A 14,531-nucleotide genomic window follows, 5' to 3' on the forward strand; every position below is an offset into this window, starting at 1 on the left:
GAAGGAACATTCACGGGGCGGCAGCCACGCCGCCCCGTGAGCACAAAGCGAAATCAGTCCAGGAGGACATTCCAGTGGCGAAGGCGAAGTTCGAGCGGAGCAAGCCGCACGTCAACATCGGGACCATCGGTCACGTCGACCACGGTAAGACCACTCTGACCGCGGCGATCACCAAGGTTCTGCACGACAAGTACCCCGAGCTGAACGAGTCGCGTGCGTTCGACCAGATCGACAACGCGCCCGAGGAAAAGCAGCGCGGTATCACGATCAACATCTCGCACGTCGAGTACCAGACCGAGAAGCGTCACTACGCGCACGTCGACGCCCCCGGTCACGCGGACTACATCAAGAACATGATCACCGGTGCCGCCCAGATGGACGGCGCGATCCTGGTGGTCGCCGCGACCGACGGCCCGATGCCGCAGACCCGTGAGCACGTGCTGCTCGCCCGCCAGGTCGGCGTGCCCTACATCGTGGTCGCGCTGAACAAGGCCGACATGGTCGACGACGAGGAGATCCTCGAGCTCGTCGAGCTCGAGGTCCGCGAGCTGCTGTCCTCGCAGGAGTTCCCGGGCGACGACGCGCCGGTCGTGCGCGTCTCCGGCCTGAAGGCCCTCGAGGGCGACGAGAAGTGGGCCGAGGCCGTCCTCGAGCTCATGACCGCCGTCGACGACAACGTGCCGGACCCGGTTCGTGAGCTCGAGAAGCCCTTCCTCATGCCGATCGAGGACGTCTTCACCATCACCGGCCGCGGCACCGTCGTGACCGGTCGTGTGGAGCGCGGCCAGGTCAACGTGAACGAAGAGGTCGAGATCGTGGGTATCCGCGAGAAGTCGACCAAGACCACCGTCACCGGTGTCGAGATGTTCCGCAAGCTGCTCGACTCGGGCCAGGCGGGCGACAACGTCGGCCTCCTGCTCCGCGGCATCAAGCGTGAGGACGTCGAGCGCGGCCAGGTCGTCGTGAAGCCGGGCACCACCACCCCGCACACCGAGTTCGAGGGCCGGGTCTACATCCTGTCCAAGGACGAGGGTGGTCGGCACACCCCGTTCTTCAACAACTACCGCCCGCAGTTCTACTTCCGCACCACCGACGTGACCGGCGTCGTGACCCTCCCCGAGGGCACCGAGATGGTCATGCCGGGCGACAACACGGACATCAGCGTCGTGCTGATCCAGCCGGTCGCGATGGACGAGGGCCTGCGGTTCGCCATCCGTGAGGGTGGCCGCACCGTCGGCGCCGGCCAGGTCACCAAGATCAACAAGTGATTTCACGTCCCGCCCGGGGGTACTACACCCCCGGGTCCGGGGCGTCAAATCACGTGTGCGACACTATTCAGGTTGCTCGCTGAAGGGCGGCCGAATCCCACTGTTGGTTCGACTGGCAGGGGTTCCGGCCGCCCTGGTGCGAGTGGCCACGGTCCGTGGAGCTCTTCCTTCGGGTGAGGGTAGCGGGCAAGGGACGCCGATGGCGGTAAAACGCTCATCGCGCGGCCCCCTCACGTTGAGGAAGACCAGGCAAGACGACGATCCCACGGGATCCGTCTGTGCGGCGGGCACGACACGCCCGACCGCGTGGACCGGGGACAGGGCCGTTGAACTGCGAAAACCCGGCTCGGGTGGGAACACTCGAGCCAGGTTTGTGAGATAGCGGCACGAGACGACAAGGAACGAGCAGCCACCATGGCGGGACAGAAGATCCGCATCCGGCTCAAGGCCTACGACCACGAGGCGATCGACACCTCGGCGCGCAAGATCGTGGAGACGGTCACGCGCACCGGCGCCCGTGTTGTCGGGCCGGTGCCGCTGCCCACCGAGAAGAACGTTTACTGCGTCATCCGCTCGCCGCACAAGTACAAGGACTCGCGCGAGCATTTCGAGATGCGTACGCACAAGCGTCTGATCGACATCCTCGACCCGACGCCGAAGACGGTCGACGCGCTCATGCGCATCGACCTGCCGGCGAGCGTCGACGTCAACATCCAGTAGCGGCTGGCGAGCGGCGGAGAGTAAGAGACTCATGTCTGACAGGCAAGTGAAGGGCATCCTGGGCACCAAGCTCGGCATGACCCAGGTCTTCGACGAGCAGAACCGGGTTGTCCCGGTCACCGTCGTGAAGGCCGGGCCGAACGTGGTGACCCAGGTTCGGACCCAGGACAACGACGGCTACGCGGCCGTGCAGCTGGCGTTCGGCGCCGTCGACCCGCGCCGGGTCAACAAGCCGCGCACCGGCCACTTCGACAAGGCGGGTGTGACCCCGCGCCGGTTCCTCGCCGAGCTGCGGACCACCGACGCCGGCACCTACGAGGTGGGCCAGGAGATCACCGCCGAGGTGTTCGCCGCGGGCACCGAGGTCGACGTGACCGGTACCAGCAAGGGCAAGGGCTACGCCGGTGTCATGAAGCGTCACGGCTTCAAGGGCCAGGGCGCCAGCCACGGTGCGCAGGCCGTGCACCGCAAGCCGGGTTCGATCGGTGGCTGCGCCACCCCGGGCCGCGTTTTCAAGGGCCTGCGCATGGCGGGCCGGATGGGCAACGACCGGGTCACCACGCAGAACCTGACCGTGCACGCCGTGCGTGCCGAGGACGGCCTGCTGCTGATCAAGGGCGCGGTGCCCGGTCCCAAGGGCGGCCTGCTGTTCGTGCGCAGCGCCGCGAAGGGTGGTAACCCCGAATGACGAACGTCGAGCTGAAGACCCCGGCCGGTAAAGCCGACGGCACCGTCGAGCTCCCCTCGGAGATCTTCGACGTGCAGGCCAACGTGCCGCTGCTGCACCAGGTCGTGGTGGCCCAGCTGGCCGCCGCGCGCCAGGGCACGCACGACACGAAGACCCGCGGTGAGGTCTCCGGTGGCGGCAAGAAGCCGTACCGGCAGAAGGGCACCGGTCGCGCCCGCCAGGGTTCGACCCGCGCGCCGCAGTTCACCGGCGGTGGGACCGTGCACGGGCCCACGCCGCGCGACTACACCCAGCGCACCCCGAAGAAGATGAAGGCCGCCGCCCTGCGTGGCGCCCTCTCCGACCGGGCGCGCGCCGGCCAGCTGCACATCGTCACCGAGCTGGTGACCGGTGAGAAGCCGTCGACCAAGACCGCCAAGAACGCCATCGCCGCGGTGACGCAGGCGAAGCGCGTGCTCGTGGTGCTGCACCGGGACGACGAGCTCAGCTGGGTTTCGCTGCGGAACCTGGAGCAGGTCCACCTGATCTGGGCCGACCAGCTCAACACCTACGACGTGCTGGTCAACGACGACGTCGTGTTCACCAAGGCCGCGTACGACGTGTTCGTCGCAGGCCCCGTCCGCGGCAAGGCCGTCAAGGCTTCCGCGCGGTCGGGCGAGGTCACGGAAGGGAGTGACGAGAAGTGAGTTCGGTCGCCATTCCGGACCCCCGCGACATCCTGCTCGCGCCGGTGATCTCCGAGAAGTCCTACGGGCTGCTCGAGGAGCACAAGTACACGTTCATCGTCCGCCCGGACGCCAACAAGACCCAGATCAAGATCGCGGTCGAGAAGGTGTTCGGCGTCAAGGTGGTCAGCGTCAACACGGCCAACCGTCAGGGCAAGCGGAAGCGGACTCGCGCGGGCTTCGGCAAGCGCAAGGACACCAAGCGCGCCATCGTGACTCTTTCGCCCGAGAGCAAGGCGATCGAGATCTTCGGCGGACCCACCGCGTAAAGGACTGAGCTGACAATGGGCATCCGCAAGTACAAGCCGACGACCCCGGGTCGTCGCGGTTCGAGCGTCTCCGACTTCGCCGAGATCACCCGGACGACGCCGGAGAAGTCGCTGCTGCGTCCGCTGAGCAAGAGCGGTGGCCGCAACTCCTCGGGCAAGATCACCACCCGGCACAAGGGTGGCGGGCACAAGCGCGCCTACCGCGTGATCGACTTCCGCAGGCACGACAAGGACGGCGTCCCCGCCAAGGTCGCGCACATCGAGTACGACCCCAACCGGTCCGCTCGTATCGCGCTGCTGCACTACGCCGACGGCGAGAAGCGCTACATCATCGCGCCGGAGAAGCTGAAGCAGGGCGACACCGTCGAGAACGGCCCCCGCGCCGACATCAAGCCGGGTAACAACCTGCCGCTGCGCAACATCCCGGTCGGTACCGTGATCCACGCGATCGAGCTCCGCCCCGGTGGCGGCGCGAAGATGGCGCGGTCGGCCGGTGCGAAGGTGCAGCTCGTCGCCAAGGACGGGCCGTACGCCCAGCTGCGTCTCCCCTCGGGCGAGATCCGCAACGTGGACGTGCGCAACCGCGCCACCGTCGGTGAGGTCGGGAACTCCGAGCACTCCAACATCAACTGGGGTAAGGCGGGCCGTAACCGCTGGCGCGGCAAGCGCCCGACCGTCCGTGGTGTCGTCATGAACCCGGTCGACCACCCGCACGGTGGTGGTGAGGGCAAGACCTCCGGTGGTCGCCACCCGGTCAACCCGAACGGCAAGCCCGAGGGCCGCACGCGGCGCCGCAAGCCGAGTGACAAGCTGATCGTCCGCCGCCGGCGTACCGGCAAGAAGCGCTGAGCAGGGAGGTAGAAGAACATGCCACGCAGCCTTAAGAAGGGCCCCTTCGTGGACGACCACCTGCTCAAGAAGGTGGACGCGCTCAACGAGTCGGGCAAGAAGACCGTGATCAAGACCTGGTCGCGCCGCTCCACGATCATCCCGGACTTCCTGGGACACACGTTCGCGGTGCACGACGGCCGCAAGCACATCCCGGTGTTCGTCACCGAGGCGATGGTGGGTCACAAGCTGGGCGAGTTCGCCCCGACGCGGACCTTCAAGGGTCACATCAAGGACGACCGCAAGTCGCGCCGCCGCTGAGCGGGCACGAAGAGAGACAAGGGAAGTAGCGATGAACGCCCAGAACGACGCGACCGTCGAGGCTCTGCCTACGGCGTACGCGCGGGCTCGCTTCGTCCGGGACTCGCCGACGAAGGTGCGCCGGGTGATCGAGCTCGTCAAGGGACGTAGCGTCAGCGAGGCCCTGGCCCTGCTCCGGTTCGCGCCGCAGGCGGCCAGCACCCCGCTCGCGAAGGTGATCGCCAGCGCGGCGGCCAACGCCGAGAACAACCTCGACCTCGACCCGGAGACGCTCTGGATCAAGTCCGCGACGGCTGACGAGGGCCCGACCCTCAAGCGCATCCGGCCGCGGGCCCAGGGTCGTGCTTACCGGATCCGCAAGCGGACCAGCCACATCACCGTGGTCGTGGAGTCCCGTCCCGCGGACAAGGCGAAGAGCAAGAAGAAGGCAGGTGGCCGGTAGTGGGCCAGAAGATCAACCCGCACGGTTTCCGCCTGGGTATCACCACGGACTGGAAGTCGCGCTGGTACGCCGACAAGCAGTACGCCGAGTACGTGGCCGAGGACGTCAAGATCCGCCGGCTGCTCTCGACGGGCATGGAGCGCGCGGGCATCTCCAAGGTCGAGATCGAGCGCACCCGTGACCGTGTCCGCGTCGACATCCACACCGCCCGGCCGGGCATCGTCATCGGCCGCCGCGGCGCGGAGGCCGACCGGATCCGTGGCGCGCTGGAGAAGCTGACCAAGAAGCAGGTCCAGCTGAACATCCTCGAGGTCAAGAACCCCGAGGCCGACGCCCAGCTCGTCGCGCAGGGTGTCGCGGAGCAGCTGTCCAACCGGGTGGCGTTCCGCCGCGCGATGCGGAAGGCGATCCAGACCTCGATGCGCTCGCCGCAGGTCAAGGGCATCCGCGTGCAGTGCGGTGGCCGTCTCGGCGGCGCCGAGATGTCCCGTTCCGAGCACTACCGCGACGGCCGGGTCCCGCTGCACACGCTGCGCGCCGACATCGACTACGGCTTCTTCGAGGCCAAGACGACGTTCGGCCGCATCGGCGTCAAGGTGTGGATCTACAAGGGCGAGCTCGTGGGTGGCCTCAAGGCCAAGGAGGCGCGTGACGCCGCCGCGGCCGCCGAGCGTGCCCCGCGCCGCGACCGTGGTGACCGTCCGTCCCGCCCGCGCCGCTCCGGCGCCTCGGGCACGACGGCCACCTCGACCGAAGCCGGCCGCGCGGCCGCTGCGGCGAAGACCGACGCGGGCACCGCCCCCGCCGCCGAGGCGGCGCCGGCGGAGACCGCAGAAAAGACGGAGGGCTGAGACGTGCTCATCCCGCGCAGGGTCAAGCACCGGAAGCAGCACTCCCCGAAGCGCCACGGTGCCGCCAAGGGCGGCACGAAGGTCAGCTTCGGCGAGTACGGCATCCAGGCGCTTGAGCACAGCTACGTGACGAACCGGCAGATCGAGTCCGCTCGTATCGCCATGACCCGTCACATCAAGCGTGGCGGCAAGGTGTGGACGACCATCTACCCGGACCGCCCGCTGACCAAGAAGCCTGCCGAGACCCGGATGGGTTCCGGTAAGGGTTCGCCCGAGTGGTGGATCGCCAACGTGAAGCCCGGCCGTGTCATGTTCGAGATCAGCTTCCCGAACGAGGAGACGGCTCGCGAGGCGCTGCGCCGCGCGATCCACAAGCTGCCCATGAAGTGCCGCATCGTGACCCGTGAAGGTGGTGAGTTCTGATGGCGAAGGCCGGAGCCGCTGAGGCATCAGAGCTTCGTGAGCTCACCGCGGAAGAGCTCGTCCTGCGTCTGAAGGAATACAAGGAGGAGCTGTTCAACCTCCGCTTCCAGATGGCGACCGGGCAGCTCGACAACAACCGCCGGTTGCGTTCGGTGCGGGGTGGCATCGCCCGGATCTACACGGTCATGCGCGAGCGCGAACTCGGCCTGTCCGTTGCCCCCGACGCCGAGAGTGAAGGTGCCGCATGAGCGAGCCCACCACCGAGAAGGCGCCCCGTAACGACCGCAAGGTCCGTGAGGGCTACGTCGTCTCGGACAAGATGAACAAGACGATCGTGGTCGAGCTCGAGGACCGCAAGAAGCACCCCCGTTACTCCAAGGTTCTCCGCAGCACCACCAAGGTCAAGGTGCACGACGAGAACAACGAGGCGGGAATCGGCGACCGGGTCACCCTGATGGAGACCCGCCCGCTGTCGGCGACGAAGCGCTGGCGCCTGGTGCAGATCGTGGAGAAGGCCAAGTAAGTAGAGACTCTTCGGAGTTTCTTGGTTCCGCAAGGCTGGGTAGCCCCCAGAACCAGCGCGACATACAGGAGTTGACGTGATCCAGCAGGAGTCGCGGCTTCGGGTAGCCGATAACACGGGTGCGAAGGAAATCCTCTGCATCCGGGTTCTCGGTGGCTCCGGGCGGCGCTACGCCGGCATCGGCGACATCATCGTCGCCACCGTGAAGGACGCCATCCCGGCCGCCGGGGTGAAGAAGGGCGACGTCGTCAAGGCCGTCATCGTCCGCACGGTCAAGGAGCGTCGTCGTCCGGACGGCTCCTACATCCGGTTCGACGAGAACGCCGCCGTGCTCATCAAGAACGACAACGAGCCCCGGGGCACCCGCATCTTCGGCCCGGTGGGCCGCGAGCTGCGCGACCGAAAGTTCATGAAGATCATTTCGCTCGCGCCGGAGGTGCTGTGATGAAGGTGAAGAAGGGCGACACGGTCGTCGTCATCGCCGGCAAGGACAAGGGCGCCAAGGGCAAGGTCATCCAGGCCTACCCGGAGCGCGAGCGCGTGCTGGTCGAGGGCGTGAACCGGATCAAGAAGCACACGCGGATCACCCAGACCCAGCGCGGCGCGCAGTCCGGCGGCATCGTCACGCAGGAGGCGCCCATCCACGTGTCGAACGTGATGGTCGTCGACTCCGACGGCAAGCCGGCCCGGGTGGGTTACCGCATCGGCGAGGACGGCAAGAAGGTCCGGATCTCGCGCCGGAACGGTAAGGACATCTGATGACCACCGCAGAGAAGATCGTGCCGCGTCTGAAGACGCGCTACCGCGACGAGATCAAGCCGGAGCTCCAGAAGGAGTTCTCCATCCCGAACGTGCACCTCATTCCCGGCGTCGTGAAGGTCGTCGTGAACATGGGTGTCGGTGACGCGGCCCGCGACAGCAAGCTGATCGAGGGCGCCGTGCGGGACCTGTCGGCGATCACCGGCCAGAAGCCGGAGGTCCGCAAGGCCCGCAAGTCCATCGCGCAGTTCAAGCTGCGTGAGGGTCAGCCGATCGGCGCGCGCGTCACGCTGCGCGGCGACCGGATGTGGGAGTTCCTCGACCGGCTGCTGAACATCGCGCTGCCGCGTATCCGCGACTTCCGCGGTCTTTCGGCGAAGCAGTTCGACGGGAACGGCAACTACACCTTCGGTCTCAACGAGCAGTCGATGTTCCACGAGATCGACCCCGACGCGATCGACCGTCCCCGCGGGATGGACGTCACCGTCGTCACCACCGCCACCACCGACGACGAGGGCCGGGCGCTGCTGCGCAAGCTCGGCTTCCCGTTCAAGGAGAACTGAGCCGATGGCCAAGAAAGCACTGGTCCACAAGGCCGCGAAGAAGCCCAAGTTCGCGGTGCGTGCCTACACCCGCTGCCAGCGGTGCGGTCGGCCGCACTCGGTGTTCCGGAAGTTCGGGCTCTGCCGGATCTGCCTTCGCGAGATGGCACACGCGGGCGAACTGCCCGGCATCCGCAAGTCCAGCTGGTAAGAGCTCGAAACAAATTCCACTTCGCCACAGGCCCCGCTCCCGGCGTCCACTTCGGACACGGGAAGCGGGGAACCAGGCGAGAAAGGTTGACAGGTCACCATGACGATGACCGACCCGATCGCAGACTTCTTGACTCGTCTGCGTAACGCGAACCAGGCTTATCACGACGAGGTCGTGCTCCCGCACTCGAAGCTGAAGGCGAACATCGCCGAGATCCTCAAGCGCGAGGGCTACATCTCGGGGTACCGCGACGAGCCGGGCGAGAAGCACAAGAACCTCGTCGTCGAGCTCAAGTACGGCCCCAACCGTGAGCGCAGCATCGCCGGTCTCCGGCGCGTGTCCAAGCCGGGTCTGCGGGTCTACGCAAAATCGACCGAACTGCCGTCCGTGCTGGGTGGCCTCGGCGTCGCGATCATCTCGACGTCCGGTGGTCTGCAGACCGACCGGCAGGCCAAGCGCAACAGCGTGGGCGGCGAAGTCCTCGCCTACGTCTGGTAAGGGAAGGGAGTACTAGGCATGTCACGCATCGGAAAGCTGCCGGTCGCCGTCCCTTCCGGGGTCGAGGTGACCATCGACGGCCAGCTGATCAAGGTCAAGGGGCCCAAGGGCACCCTGGAACACACCGTCATCGAGCCGATCACCGTCGAGCGCGGTGAGGACGGCACGCTGCAGGTGAAGCGTCCGAACGACGAGCGCACGAGCCGTGCCCTGCACGGTCTCACCCGCACGCTGGTGAACAACCTCGTGGTGGGCGTGACCCAGGGCTACGAGAAGAAGCTCGAGATCCACGGCGTCGGTTACCGCGTGCAGGCCAAGGGCTCGGACCTCGAGTTCGCCCTCGGCTTCTCCCACCCGGTGAAGATCGAGGCCCCGGAAGGCATCACCTTCAAGGTGGAGAGCCCGACCCGGTTCTCGGTCTCCGGTATCGACAAGCAGAAGGTCGGCCAGACGGCTGCGGTCATTCGCAAGCTGCGGCGCCCGGACCCGTACAAGGGCAAGGGCCTGCGGTACGAGGGTGAGAAGATCCGCCGCAAGGTCGGAAAGACGGGTAAGTGATCATGAGCGACACGACTACGAAGCGCAAGCCGGTGGGCAAGGACATCTCGACCCGCCGCCGCGTTGCGAAGGCCCGCCGTCACTTCCGGCTCCGCAAGAAGGTCAACGGGACTCCGGTCCGCCCGCGGCTGGTCGTCAAGCGTTCCTCGCGGCACATCGCCGTCCAGGTGATCGACGACCTCGCCGGCCACACGCTGGCCGCGGCCTCGAGCGTCGAGGCGGACGTCCGCGGGCTCGAAGGCGACAAGAAGGCCAAGGCCGCCAAGGTCGGCCAGCTGGTCGCCGCGCGTGCCAAGGACGCCGGGATCTCGGCCGTGGTGTTCGACCGTGGCGGCAACGCCTACCACGGCCGCATCGCCGCGCTCGCCGACGCCGCTCGCGAAGCGGGGTTGGAGTTCTGATGGCGGCGCAGGAGTACCTCGTGAAGAATGGAAGGAAAGCCTGATGCCGGGACGTACACGGCAATTCGGCGGCGGCCAGGGCGGACCCGGCGGGCAGGGCGGCAACGACCGCGGTGACCGTCGCGACCGCCGGGACCGGCGCGACAGCGGCCGTGGCGGGGCGGCCCAGGACAAGACCCCGCACCTCGAGAAGGTCGTGACGATCAACCGCGTCGCCAAGGTCGTCAAGGGTGGTCGTCGCTTCAGCTTCACCGCACTGGTGGTCGTCGGTGACGGCGACGGTCAGGTCGGCGTCGGCTACGGCAAGGCCAAGGAAGTTCCCGCGGCCATCGCCAAGGGCGTCGAAGAGGCGAAGAAGAACTTCTTCCGCGTTCCTCGCGTCGCCGGCACCATCCCGCACCCGATCCAGGGTGAGGAGGCCGCCGGTGTCGTGCTGCTCCGCCCGGCGTCCGCCGGTACCGGTGTCATCGCCGGTGGCCCGGTGCGCGCGGTGCTGGAGTGCGCGGGTGTCCACGACGTGCTGTCGAAGTCGCTCGGCTCCGACAACGCGATCAACATCGTGCACGCGACCGTGGCGGCCCTGAAGGGTCTGCAGCGTCCCGAAGAGGTCGCGGCCCGCCGCGGCCTGCCGCTCGAGGACGTCGCTCCGGCCCGGATGCTGCGTCAGCGTGCGGGTCAGGGGGTCTGACATGGCTCAGGTCAAGGTCACCCAGGTCAAGAGCAAGATCGGCACGAAGCACGCTCACCGCGAGTCGCTGCGCACCCTCGGGCTGCGCAAGATCCGCCAGAGCGTCGTGCGTGAAGACACTCCCGAGGTGCGCGGCCTCATCCACACCGTCCGCCACCTGGTGGAGGTCGAGGAGGTCAAGGCATGACGGCCATCAAGATCCACCACCTGCGTCCGGCCCCGGGCGCGAAGACCGACAAGATCCGCGTCGGCCGTGGTGAAGGCTCGAAGGGCAAGACGGCGGGCCGCGGTACGAAGGGCACCAAGGCCCGGAAGAACGTGCCCGCCGGGTTCGAGGGTGGGCAGATGCCCATCCACATGCGGCTGCCGAAGCTGCGTGGTTTCAAGAACCGGTTCCGCACCGAGTACCAGCCGGTGAACGTGGGCGACATCGCCCGCGTCTTCGCCGACGGTGGCAAGGTCGGTCCGGAGGAGCTCGCCGCGAACGGCCTCGTCCGTAAGGGCAAGCTCGTCAAGGTCCTCGGCAACGGCGACCTCAACGGCGTCAAGCTGGACATCACCGCGGACGCCTTCTCGGCTTCCGCGAAGGAGAAGCTCGCCGCGGCCGGTGGCTCCGCCACCACCCTCTGAGCCTTCTTCACCCGCTCCACCCCGAAGGGCCCGCCCGACCACCCGGTCAGGCGGGCCCTTCGCCTTTCCCACCCACCGCCCCCTCCCCGGGACCGCGTTTAGCCCGCTAAACGCACCCGCACCCCCGCCGCCGAGCGCGTTTAGCGGGCTAACTGCACTCGCGCCCCGGCCGCCGACTGCGTTTAGCCCGCTAAACGCAGTCGGCCGATGCTGCCGGTGGCCTGCCCTGACTGGGGAGCGGGGTTGTCGGGCCGGCCGCCGGGTGCCACGATCGAGCAGGTGGACACGCCTCCGGCACCTGAGCCATCGGTCCCACAGTCCGGCAGACCAGCGGATGCGCCACCCGCCGCTGTCGTGCCGCCTCAGGTCGCGGCTCCCGCCCGGCCATCGCGGCCACGCGCGTTCGTCCCACCGGCCCTGGCCCTCCTCGCGGTGGTGTTGACGGTCGCGGGAGCCTCGCTGGACCTGTTCCGTACTGAGCCGGGCCTCGGCCGCCACCGCTTGTCCGGCGATGGGTTCGGCAGTGCGGCCTTCCTGCGGACTGCCTGGGACACCAGGTTCACGGTCGGGGGACGGACGGCGGCGACTCAGCCGGCCGCGCCGGTGGGTATTCCGCTGATCATCGCGACGCTCCTCCTGGTGGTCGCCGTTGCCGTCGGCGTCCGATACGCGTTGAGGGGGTCCGCGGGCGTACTCGCCAGGCGGTTGACCGCAGCCGGGGCCGTTTTCCTCGCCGGGGTCGTGTGCACCATCGGCGTGGGTGGGATCGACTGGTCGACCAACGTCGACATGGAGACTTCACCGGAACCGGGGATGTGGCTTCTCGTCGCCGCTGTCGTGGTCGCTGCCGCCGCCACGGTCATGATCCATCTCCGTGGCCCGGCGCCCACGGCCGGTTGGGCCGACCCGCACCTCGCGTTCGCCGATACCCCGACGCCGAGCACCGGCGTCTCGATCACCGTCCTCCCGCCGGAGCCACCACCCACTCCGCCCTGGGCCCCGGAGCACGGCGAGCGCAGTTAGCCCGCTAAACGCACTCGGCCGCGCTGGAGCACTGCATCGAGACGTACTCACGTGTCAAGGAATCCGGCCGAGCGGCCGTTGTGGATCATCCCGGCGGAGCAACCTGCGGCGAATAACGCACACACACTGCGGACACGCCCTGTGAAGCTGTTAGAGTCGGCGGCACGCTTCGGGACGAGTGTGCCCCGAAGCGTTCCTGGCTTGCGTGCCAGTGAGCAGTGTTCCCGCCGGTCACCGTGCCGGCCAAGCCGATCGTCGGTACGACAGCCGACGACGCCGAGGAGGTCCCCCGCGTGCTCAGCGCCTTCCGCTCGGCTCTCGCGACGCCGGATCTACGCAAGAAGATCCTGTTCACGCTAGCCATTGTCGCGGTCTACCGAATCGGTGCGGCCATTCCGGCCCCCGGGATCTCGTTCTCCGCCGTGCAGGCGTGCTCGTCCCAGGCACAGCAGGAGGGCGTCTACCAGCTGCTGAACCTGTTCAGCGGCGGTGCGCTGCTGCAGCTGTCGCTCTTCTCGACCGGCATCATGCCGTACATCACGGCGAGCATCATCATCCAGCTGCTCACCGTGGTCATCCCGCGGTTCGAGGAGCTGAAGAAGGAAGGCCAGTCCGGCCAGGGCAAGCTGACCCAGTACACCCGGTACCTGACGATCGCGCTGGCGATCCTGCAGGCCACCGGCGTGGTCGCGCTCGCGGACCGCAAGCAGCTCTTCCCCGACTGCCCGAACCCGATCATCCCGGACAACAGCGTCTACTCGCTGACCCTGATCGTGGTCACCATGACCGCCGGTACCGCAGTGATGATGTGGCTGGGTGAGCTGATCACCGAGCGCGGCGTCGGCAACGGCATGTCGGTCCTGATCTTCCTGAACATCGCGGCCCGCATCCCGGTCGAGGGCGGCAACATCCTGAGCAACGGCGGTGGCGTCGCGCTCGCGATGATCTGCGTGTTCGGCCTGGTGATCATCGCCAGCGTCATCTTCGTCGAGCAGGGGCAGCGCCGGATCCCGGTGCAGTACGCCAAGCGCATGATCGGCCGCCGGATGTACGGCGGCACGTCGACGTACCTGCCGATCAAGGTCAACCAGGCCGGTGTCATCCCGGTCATCTTCGCGTCGTCGCTGCTGTACCTGCCGGATCTGATCAGCCGCCTGGTGGGCAATCAGAACAGCAACTCCGGGTGGCAGGTCTTCATCCAGAACTACATCGTCAACCAGGGCAACTGGGTGCACATCCTGTTGTACTTCGCGTTGATCATCTTCTTCACGTACTTCTACATCACGATCACGTTCAACGTGGACGAGCGTGCTGAGGAGATGAAGAAGTTCGGTGGCTTCATCCCGGGCATCCGGCCCGGGCGGCCGACCGCGGAGTACCTGAGCTACGTCCTCGGCCGGATCACTCTGCCGGGCTCGCTGTACCTGGGCATCATCGCGATTCTTCCGAACTTCTTCCTGTCGGTGACCGGATCGGGGAACAACCAGAACTTCCCGTTCGGTGGCACGGCTGTGCTGATCATGGTCGGTGTCGGTCTCGACACCGTCAAGCAGATCGAAAGCCAGCTGATGCAGCGCAACTACGAAGGGTTCTTGAAGTGACGCGCCTGGTTCTCGTCGGCCCGCCCGGTGCGGGCAAAGGTACACAGGCAGTTGCCCTGTCCGAGCAGTTGCGTATTCCGCACATCTCGACGGGTGATCTGTTCCGCGCCCACGTCGGCCAGGGCACGCCACTGGGCCAGGAGGCTTCGCGTTACCTGGACTCCGGCGAGCTCGTCCCCGACTCGGTCACGAACGAGATGGTGCGCGAGCGGCTGGCCGAGCCCGACGCCAAGGTCGGCTTCCTGCTGGACGGGTTCCCTCGGAACACCAAGCAGGCCGAAGTGCTCGGCGAGATCCTGAACGACGCGGACACCGGTCTCGACGCGGTCATCCAGCTCGAGGTCCCCGAGGACGTCGTGGTCAAGCGGCTCATGTCGCGGGGCCGTACCGACGACACCGAGGATGTCATCCGCCGCCGCCAGCAGATCTACGTCTCGGAGACCGCGCCGCTTCTGGAGTACTACGCCGGCATCCTGGTCAAGGTCGACGGGGTCGGCGAGGTCGACGAGATCTCGTCCCGGGTGCTGAAAGCGCTGCGCGACCGCACGTGAATCTCGGAGGT

25 protein-coding genes are annotated in these 14,531 nt (G+C 67.3%); all 25 read left to right on the top strand.

Annotated elements, in window-relative coordinates; all coding sequences use genetic code 11:
- The first annotated feature begins 74 nt into the window (after positions 1 to 74).
- The 25 genes from tuf (at position 75) to ABD987_RS22140 (ending at position 14,520) form a co-directional block, all read left to right on the top strand.
- On the top strand, positions 75 to 1,268 hold the full coding sequence (tuf, locus tag ABD987_RS22020; RefSeq protein ID WP_345396631.1) for an elongation factor Tu: 1,194 nt from the start codon (positions 75 to 77) through the stop codon (positions 1,266 to 1,268).
- Positions 1,269 to 1,682: 414 nt separating this feature from the next.
- On the top strand, positions 1,683 to 1,988 hold the full coding sequence (rpsJ, locus tag ABD987_RS22025; protein WP_003102098.1) for a 30S ribosomal protein S10: 306 nt from the start codon (positions 1,683 to 1,685) through the stop codon (positions 1,986 to 1,988).
- Between the two features lie 31 nt (positions 1,989 to 2,019).
- On the top strand, positions 2,020 to 2,676 hold the full coding sequence (gene rplC / locus ABD987_RS22030) for a 50S ribosomal protein L3 (protein ID WP_345396636.1): 657 nt from the start codon (positions 2,020 to 2,022) through the stop codon (positions 2,674 to 2,676).
- Positions 2,673 to 3,362 (top strand): 50S ribosomal protein L4, encoded by a 690-nt coding sequence (gene rplD, locus ABD987_RS22035; protein ID WP_345396639.1) that lies wholly within the window; start codon positions 2,673 to 2,675, stop codon positions 3,360 to 3,362. The genes rplC and rplD overlap by 4 nt, the downstream gene beginning before the upstream one ends.
- Entirely contained in the window at positions 3,359 to 3,670 is a 312-nt protein-coding gene (gene rplW / locus ABD987_RS22040; RefSeq protein ID WP_345396642.1) for a 50S ribosomal protein L23, read from the top strand. The genes rplD and rplW overlap by 4 nt, the downstream gene beginning before the upstream one ends.
- Before the next feature lie 15 nt (positions 3,671 to 3,685).
- Complete coding sequence (rplB, locus tag ABD987_RS22045) at positions 3,686 to 4,519, top strand: 50S ribosomal protein L2 (protein ID WP_345396645.1); 834 nt, start codon at positions 3,686 to 3,688, stop codon at positions 4,517 to 4,519.
- Between the two features lie 18 nt (positions 4,520 to 4,537).
- On the top strand, positions 4,538 to 4,819 hold the full coding sequence (rpsS, locus tag ABD987_RS22050) for a 30S ribosomal protein S19 (RefSeq protein WP_345396648.1): 282 nt from the start codon (positions 4,538 to 4,540) through the stop codon (positions 4,817 to 4,819).
- A 31-nt stretch (positions 4,820 to 4,850) separates the two neighbouring features.
- On the top strand, positions 4,851 to 5,261 hold the full coding sequence (gene rplV, locus ABD987_RS22055; RefSeq protein ID WP_345396651.1) for a 50S ribosomal protein L22: 411 nt from the start codon (positions 4,851 to 4,853) through the stop codon (positions 5,259 to 5,261).
- Positions 5,261 to 6,112, top strand: a complete 852-nt coding sequence (rpsC, locus tag ABD987_RS22060; RefSeq protein ID WP_345396654.1) for a 30S ribosomal protein S3 — start codon at positions 5,261 to 5,263, stop codon at positions 6,110 to 6,112. Before rplV ends, rpsC begins: the two co-directional genes overlap by 1 nt.
- A gap of 3 nt (positions 6,113 to 6,115) precedes the next feature.
- The gene (gene rplP / locus ABD987_RS22065) at positions 6,116 to 6,535 is read left to right on the top strand and encodes a 50S ribosomal protein L16 (RefSeq protein ID WP_004558864.1); all 420 of its coding nucleotides are present in this window, start codon (positions 6,116 to 6,118) and stop codon (positions 6,533 to 6,535) included.
- Positions 6,535 to 6,783, top strand: coding sequence for a 50S ribosomal protein L29 (gene rpmC / locus ABD987_RS22070; RefSeq protein ID WP_345396659.1), 249 nt, complete (start codon positions 6,535 to 6,537; stop codon positions 6,781 to 6,783). The genes rplP and rpmC overlap by 1 nt, the downstream gene beginning before the upstream one ends.
- Positions 6,780 to 7,058, top strand: a complete 279-nt coding sequence (gene rpsQ / locus ABD987_RS22075; protein ID WP_345396662.1) for a 30S ribosomal protein S17 — start codon at positions 6,780 to 6,782, stop codon at positions 7,056 to 7,058. The genes rpmC and rpsQ overlap by 4 nt, the downstream gene beginning before the upstream one ends.
- A gap of 76 nt (positions 7,059 to 7,134) precedes the next feature.
- Positions 7,135 to 7,503: a 50S ribosomal protein L14 gene (gene rplN, locus ABD987_RS22080; protein WP_004558867.1), complete on the top strand. Its 369-nt coding sequence runs from the start codon at positions 7,135 to 7,137 to the stop codon at positions 7,501 to 7,503.
- The gene (rplX, locus tag ABD987_RS22085; RefSeq protein ID WP_345396665.1) at positions 7,503 to 7,817 is read left to right on the top strand and encodes a 50S ribosomal protein L24; all 315 of its coding nucleotides are present in this window, start codon (positions 7,503 to 7,505) and stop codon (positions 7,815 to 7,817) included. The genes rplN and rplX overlap by 1 nt, the downstream gene beginning before the upstream one ends.
- Positions 7,817 to 8,380: a 50S ribosomal protein L5 gene (rplE, locus tag ABD987_RS22090; protein ID WP_345396669.1), complete on the top strand. Its 564-nt coding sequence runs from the start codon at positions 7,817 to 7,819 to the stop codon at positions 8,378 to 8,380. Before rplX ends, rplE begins: the two co-directional genes overlap by 1 nt.
- A 4-nt stretch (positions 8,381 to 8,384) precedes the next feature.
- Positions 8,385 to 8,570, top strand: coding sequence for a type Z 30S ribosomal protein S14 (locus tag ABD987_RS22095; protein WP_345396672.1), 186 nt, complete (start codon positions 8,385 to 8,387; stop codon positions 8,568 to 8,570).
- 99 nt (positions 8,571 to 8,669) lie between these two features.
- Entirely contained in the window at positions 8,670 to 9,068 is a 399-nt protein-coding gene (gene rpsH / locus ABD987_RS22100; RefSeq protein WP_345396675.1) for a 30S ribosomal protein S8, read from the top strand.
- An 18-nt stretch (positions 9,069 to 9,086) separates the two neighbouring features.
- Positions 9,087 to 9,626 (top strand): 50S ribosomal protein L6, encoded by a 540-nt coding sequence (rplF, locus tag ABD987_RS22105; RefSeq protein WP_345396678.1) that lies wholly within the window; start codon positions 9,087 to 9,089, stop codon positions 9,624 to 9,626.
- A 2-nt stretch (positions 9,627 to 9,628) separates the two neighbouring features.
- Positions 9,629 to 10,027, top strand: a complete 399-nt coding sequence (rplR, locus tag ABD987_RS22110; RefSeq protein WP_345396681.1) for a 50S ribosomal protein L18 — start codon at positions 9,629 to 9,631, stop codon at positions 10,025 to 10,027.
- Positions 10,028 to 10,070: 43 nt separating this feature from the next.
- The gene (rpsE, locus tag ABD987_RS22115; RefSeq protein WP_345396684.1) at positions 10,071 to 10,715 is read left to right on the top strand and encodes a 30S ribosomal protein S5; all 645 of its coding nucleotides are present in this window, start codon (positions 10,071 to 10,073) and stop codon (positions 10,713 to 10,715) included.
- Between the two features lies 1 nt (position 10,716).
- The gene (gene rpmD / locus ABD987_RS22120; protein WP_345396687.1) at positions 10,717 to 10,902 is read left to right on the top strand and encodes a 50S ribosomal protein L30; all 186 of its coding nucleotides are present in this window, start codon (positions 10,717 to 10,719) and stop codon (positions 10,900 to 10,902) included.
- Entirely contained in the window at positions 10,899 to 11,345 is a 447-nt protein-coding gene (rplO, locus tag ABD987_RS22125) for a 50S ribosomal protein L15 (RefSeq protein WP_345396690.1), read from the top strand. Before rpmD ends, rplO begins: the two co-directional genes overlap by 4 nt.
- A gap of 438 nt (positions 11,346 to 11,783) precedes the next feature.
- Positions 11,784 to 12,368 carry a hypothetical protein gene (locus tag ABD987_RS22130; protein ID WP_345396693.1) on the top strand — a complete coding sequence of 195 codons (585 nt, stop codon included), beginning with the start codon at positions 11,784 to 11,786 and terminating at the stop codon, positions 12,366 to 12,368.
- A gap of 293 nt (positions 12,369 to 12,661) precedes the next feature.
- Positions 12,662 to 13,969, top strand: a complete 1,308-nt coding sequence (gene secY, locus ABD987_RS22135; protein ID WP_345397501.1) for a preprotein translocase subunit SecY — start codon at positions 12,662 to 12,664, stop codon at positions 13,967 to 13,969.
- Positions 13,966 to 14,520, top strand: coding sequence for an adenylate kinase (locus ABD987_RS22140; RefSeq protein ID WP_345396696.1), 555 nt, complete (start codon positions 13,966 to 13,968; stop codon positions 14,518 to 14,520). The genes secY and ABD987_RS22140 overlap by 4 nt, the downstream gene beginning before the upstream one ends.
- Positions 14,521 to 14,531 lie beyond the last annotated feature (11 nt).

Source organism: Amycolatopsis samaneae (assembly GCF_039541975.1).
Classification (GTDB): Bacteria; Actinomycetota; Actinomycetes; order Mycobacteriales; family Pseudonocardiaceae; genus Amycolatopsis; species Amycolatopsis samaneae.

Excerpts from the sequence above, each read along its gene's own strand:
- rplB (WP_345396645.1), top strand. The coding sequence starts at position 3,686 with ATGGGCATCCGCAAGTACAAGCCGACGACCCCGGGTCGTCGCGGTTCG.
- rplC (WP_345396636.1), top strand. The coding sequence starts at position 2,020 with ATGTCTGACAGGCAAGTGAAGGGCATCCTGGGCACCAAGCTCGGCATG.
- rpsJ (WP_003102098.1), top strand. The coding sequence starts at position 1,683 with ATGGCGGGACAGAAGATCCGCATCCGGCTCAAGGCCTACGACCACGAG.
- rplD (WP_345396639.1), top strand. The coding sequence starts at position 2,673 with ATGACGAACGTCGAGCTGAAGACCCCGGCCGGTAAAGCCGACGGCACC.
- ABD987_RS22095 (WP_345396672.1), top strand. The coding sequence starts at position 8,385 with ATGGCCAAGAAAGCACTGGTCCACAAGGCCGCGAAGAAGCCCAAGTTC.
- rplV (WP_345396651.1), top strand. The coding sequence starts at position 4,851 with ATGAACGCCCAGAACGACGCGACCGTCGAGGCTCTGCCTACGGCGTAC.
- rpsH (WP_345396675.1), top strand. The coding sequence starts at position 8,670 with ATGACGATGACCGACCCGATCGCAGACTTCTTGACTCGTCTGCGTAAC.
- rpsQ (WP_345396662.1), top strand. The coding sequence starts at position 6,780 with ATGAGCGAGCCCACCACCGAGAAGGCGCCCCGTAACGACCGCAAGGTC.
- rpmC (WP_345396659.1), top strand. The coding sequence starts at position 6,535 with ATGGCGAAGGCCGGAGCCGCTGAGGCATCAGAGCTTCGTGAGCTCACC.
- rplF (WP_345396678.1), top strand. The coding sequence starts at position 9,087 with ATGTCACGCATCGGAAAGCTGCCGGTCGCCGTCCCTTCCGGGGTCGAG.
- rpsS (WP_345396648.1), top strand. The coding sequence starts at position 4,538 with ATGCCACGCAGCCTTAAGAAGGGCCCCTTCGTGGACGACCACCTGCTC.
- rplX (WP_345396665.1), top strand. The coding sequence starts at position 7,503 with ATGAAGGTGAAGAAGGGCGACACGGTCGTCGTCATCGCCGGCAAGGAC.
- rpmD (WP_345396687.1), top strand. The coding sequence starts at position 10,717 with ATGGCTCAGGTCAAGGTCACCCAGGTCAAGAGCAAGATCGGCACGAAG.
- rplR (WP_345396681.1), top strand. The coding sequence starts at position 9,629 with ATGAGCGACACGACTACGAAGCGCAAGCCGGTGGGCAAGGACATCTCG.
- rplO (WP_345396690.1), top strand. The coding sequence starts at position 10,899 with ATGACGGCCATCAAGATCCACCACCTGCGTCCGGCCCCGGGCGCGAAG.
- rpsE (WP_345396684.1), top strand. The coding sequence starts at position 10,071 with ATGCCGGGACGTACACGGCAATTCGGCGGCGGCCAGGGCGGACCCGGC.
- rplE (WP_345396669.1), top strand. The coding sequence starts at position 7,817 with ATGACCACCGCAGAGAAGATCGTGCCGCGTCTGAAGACGCGCTACCGC.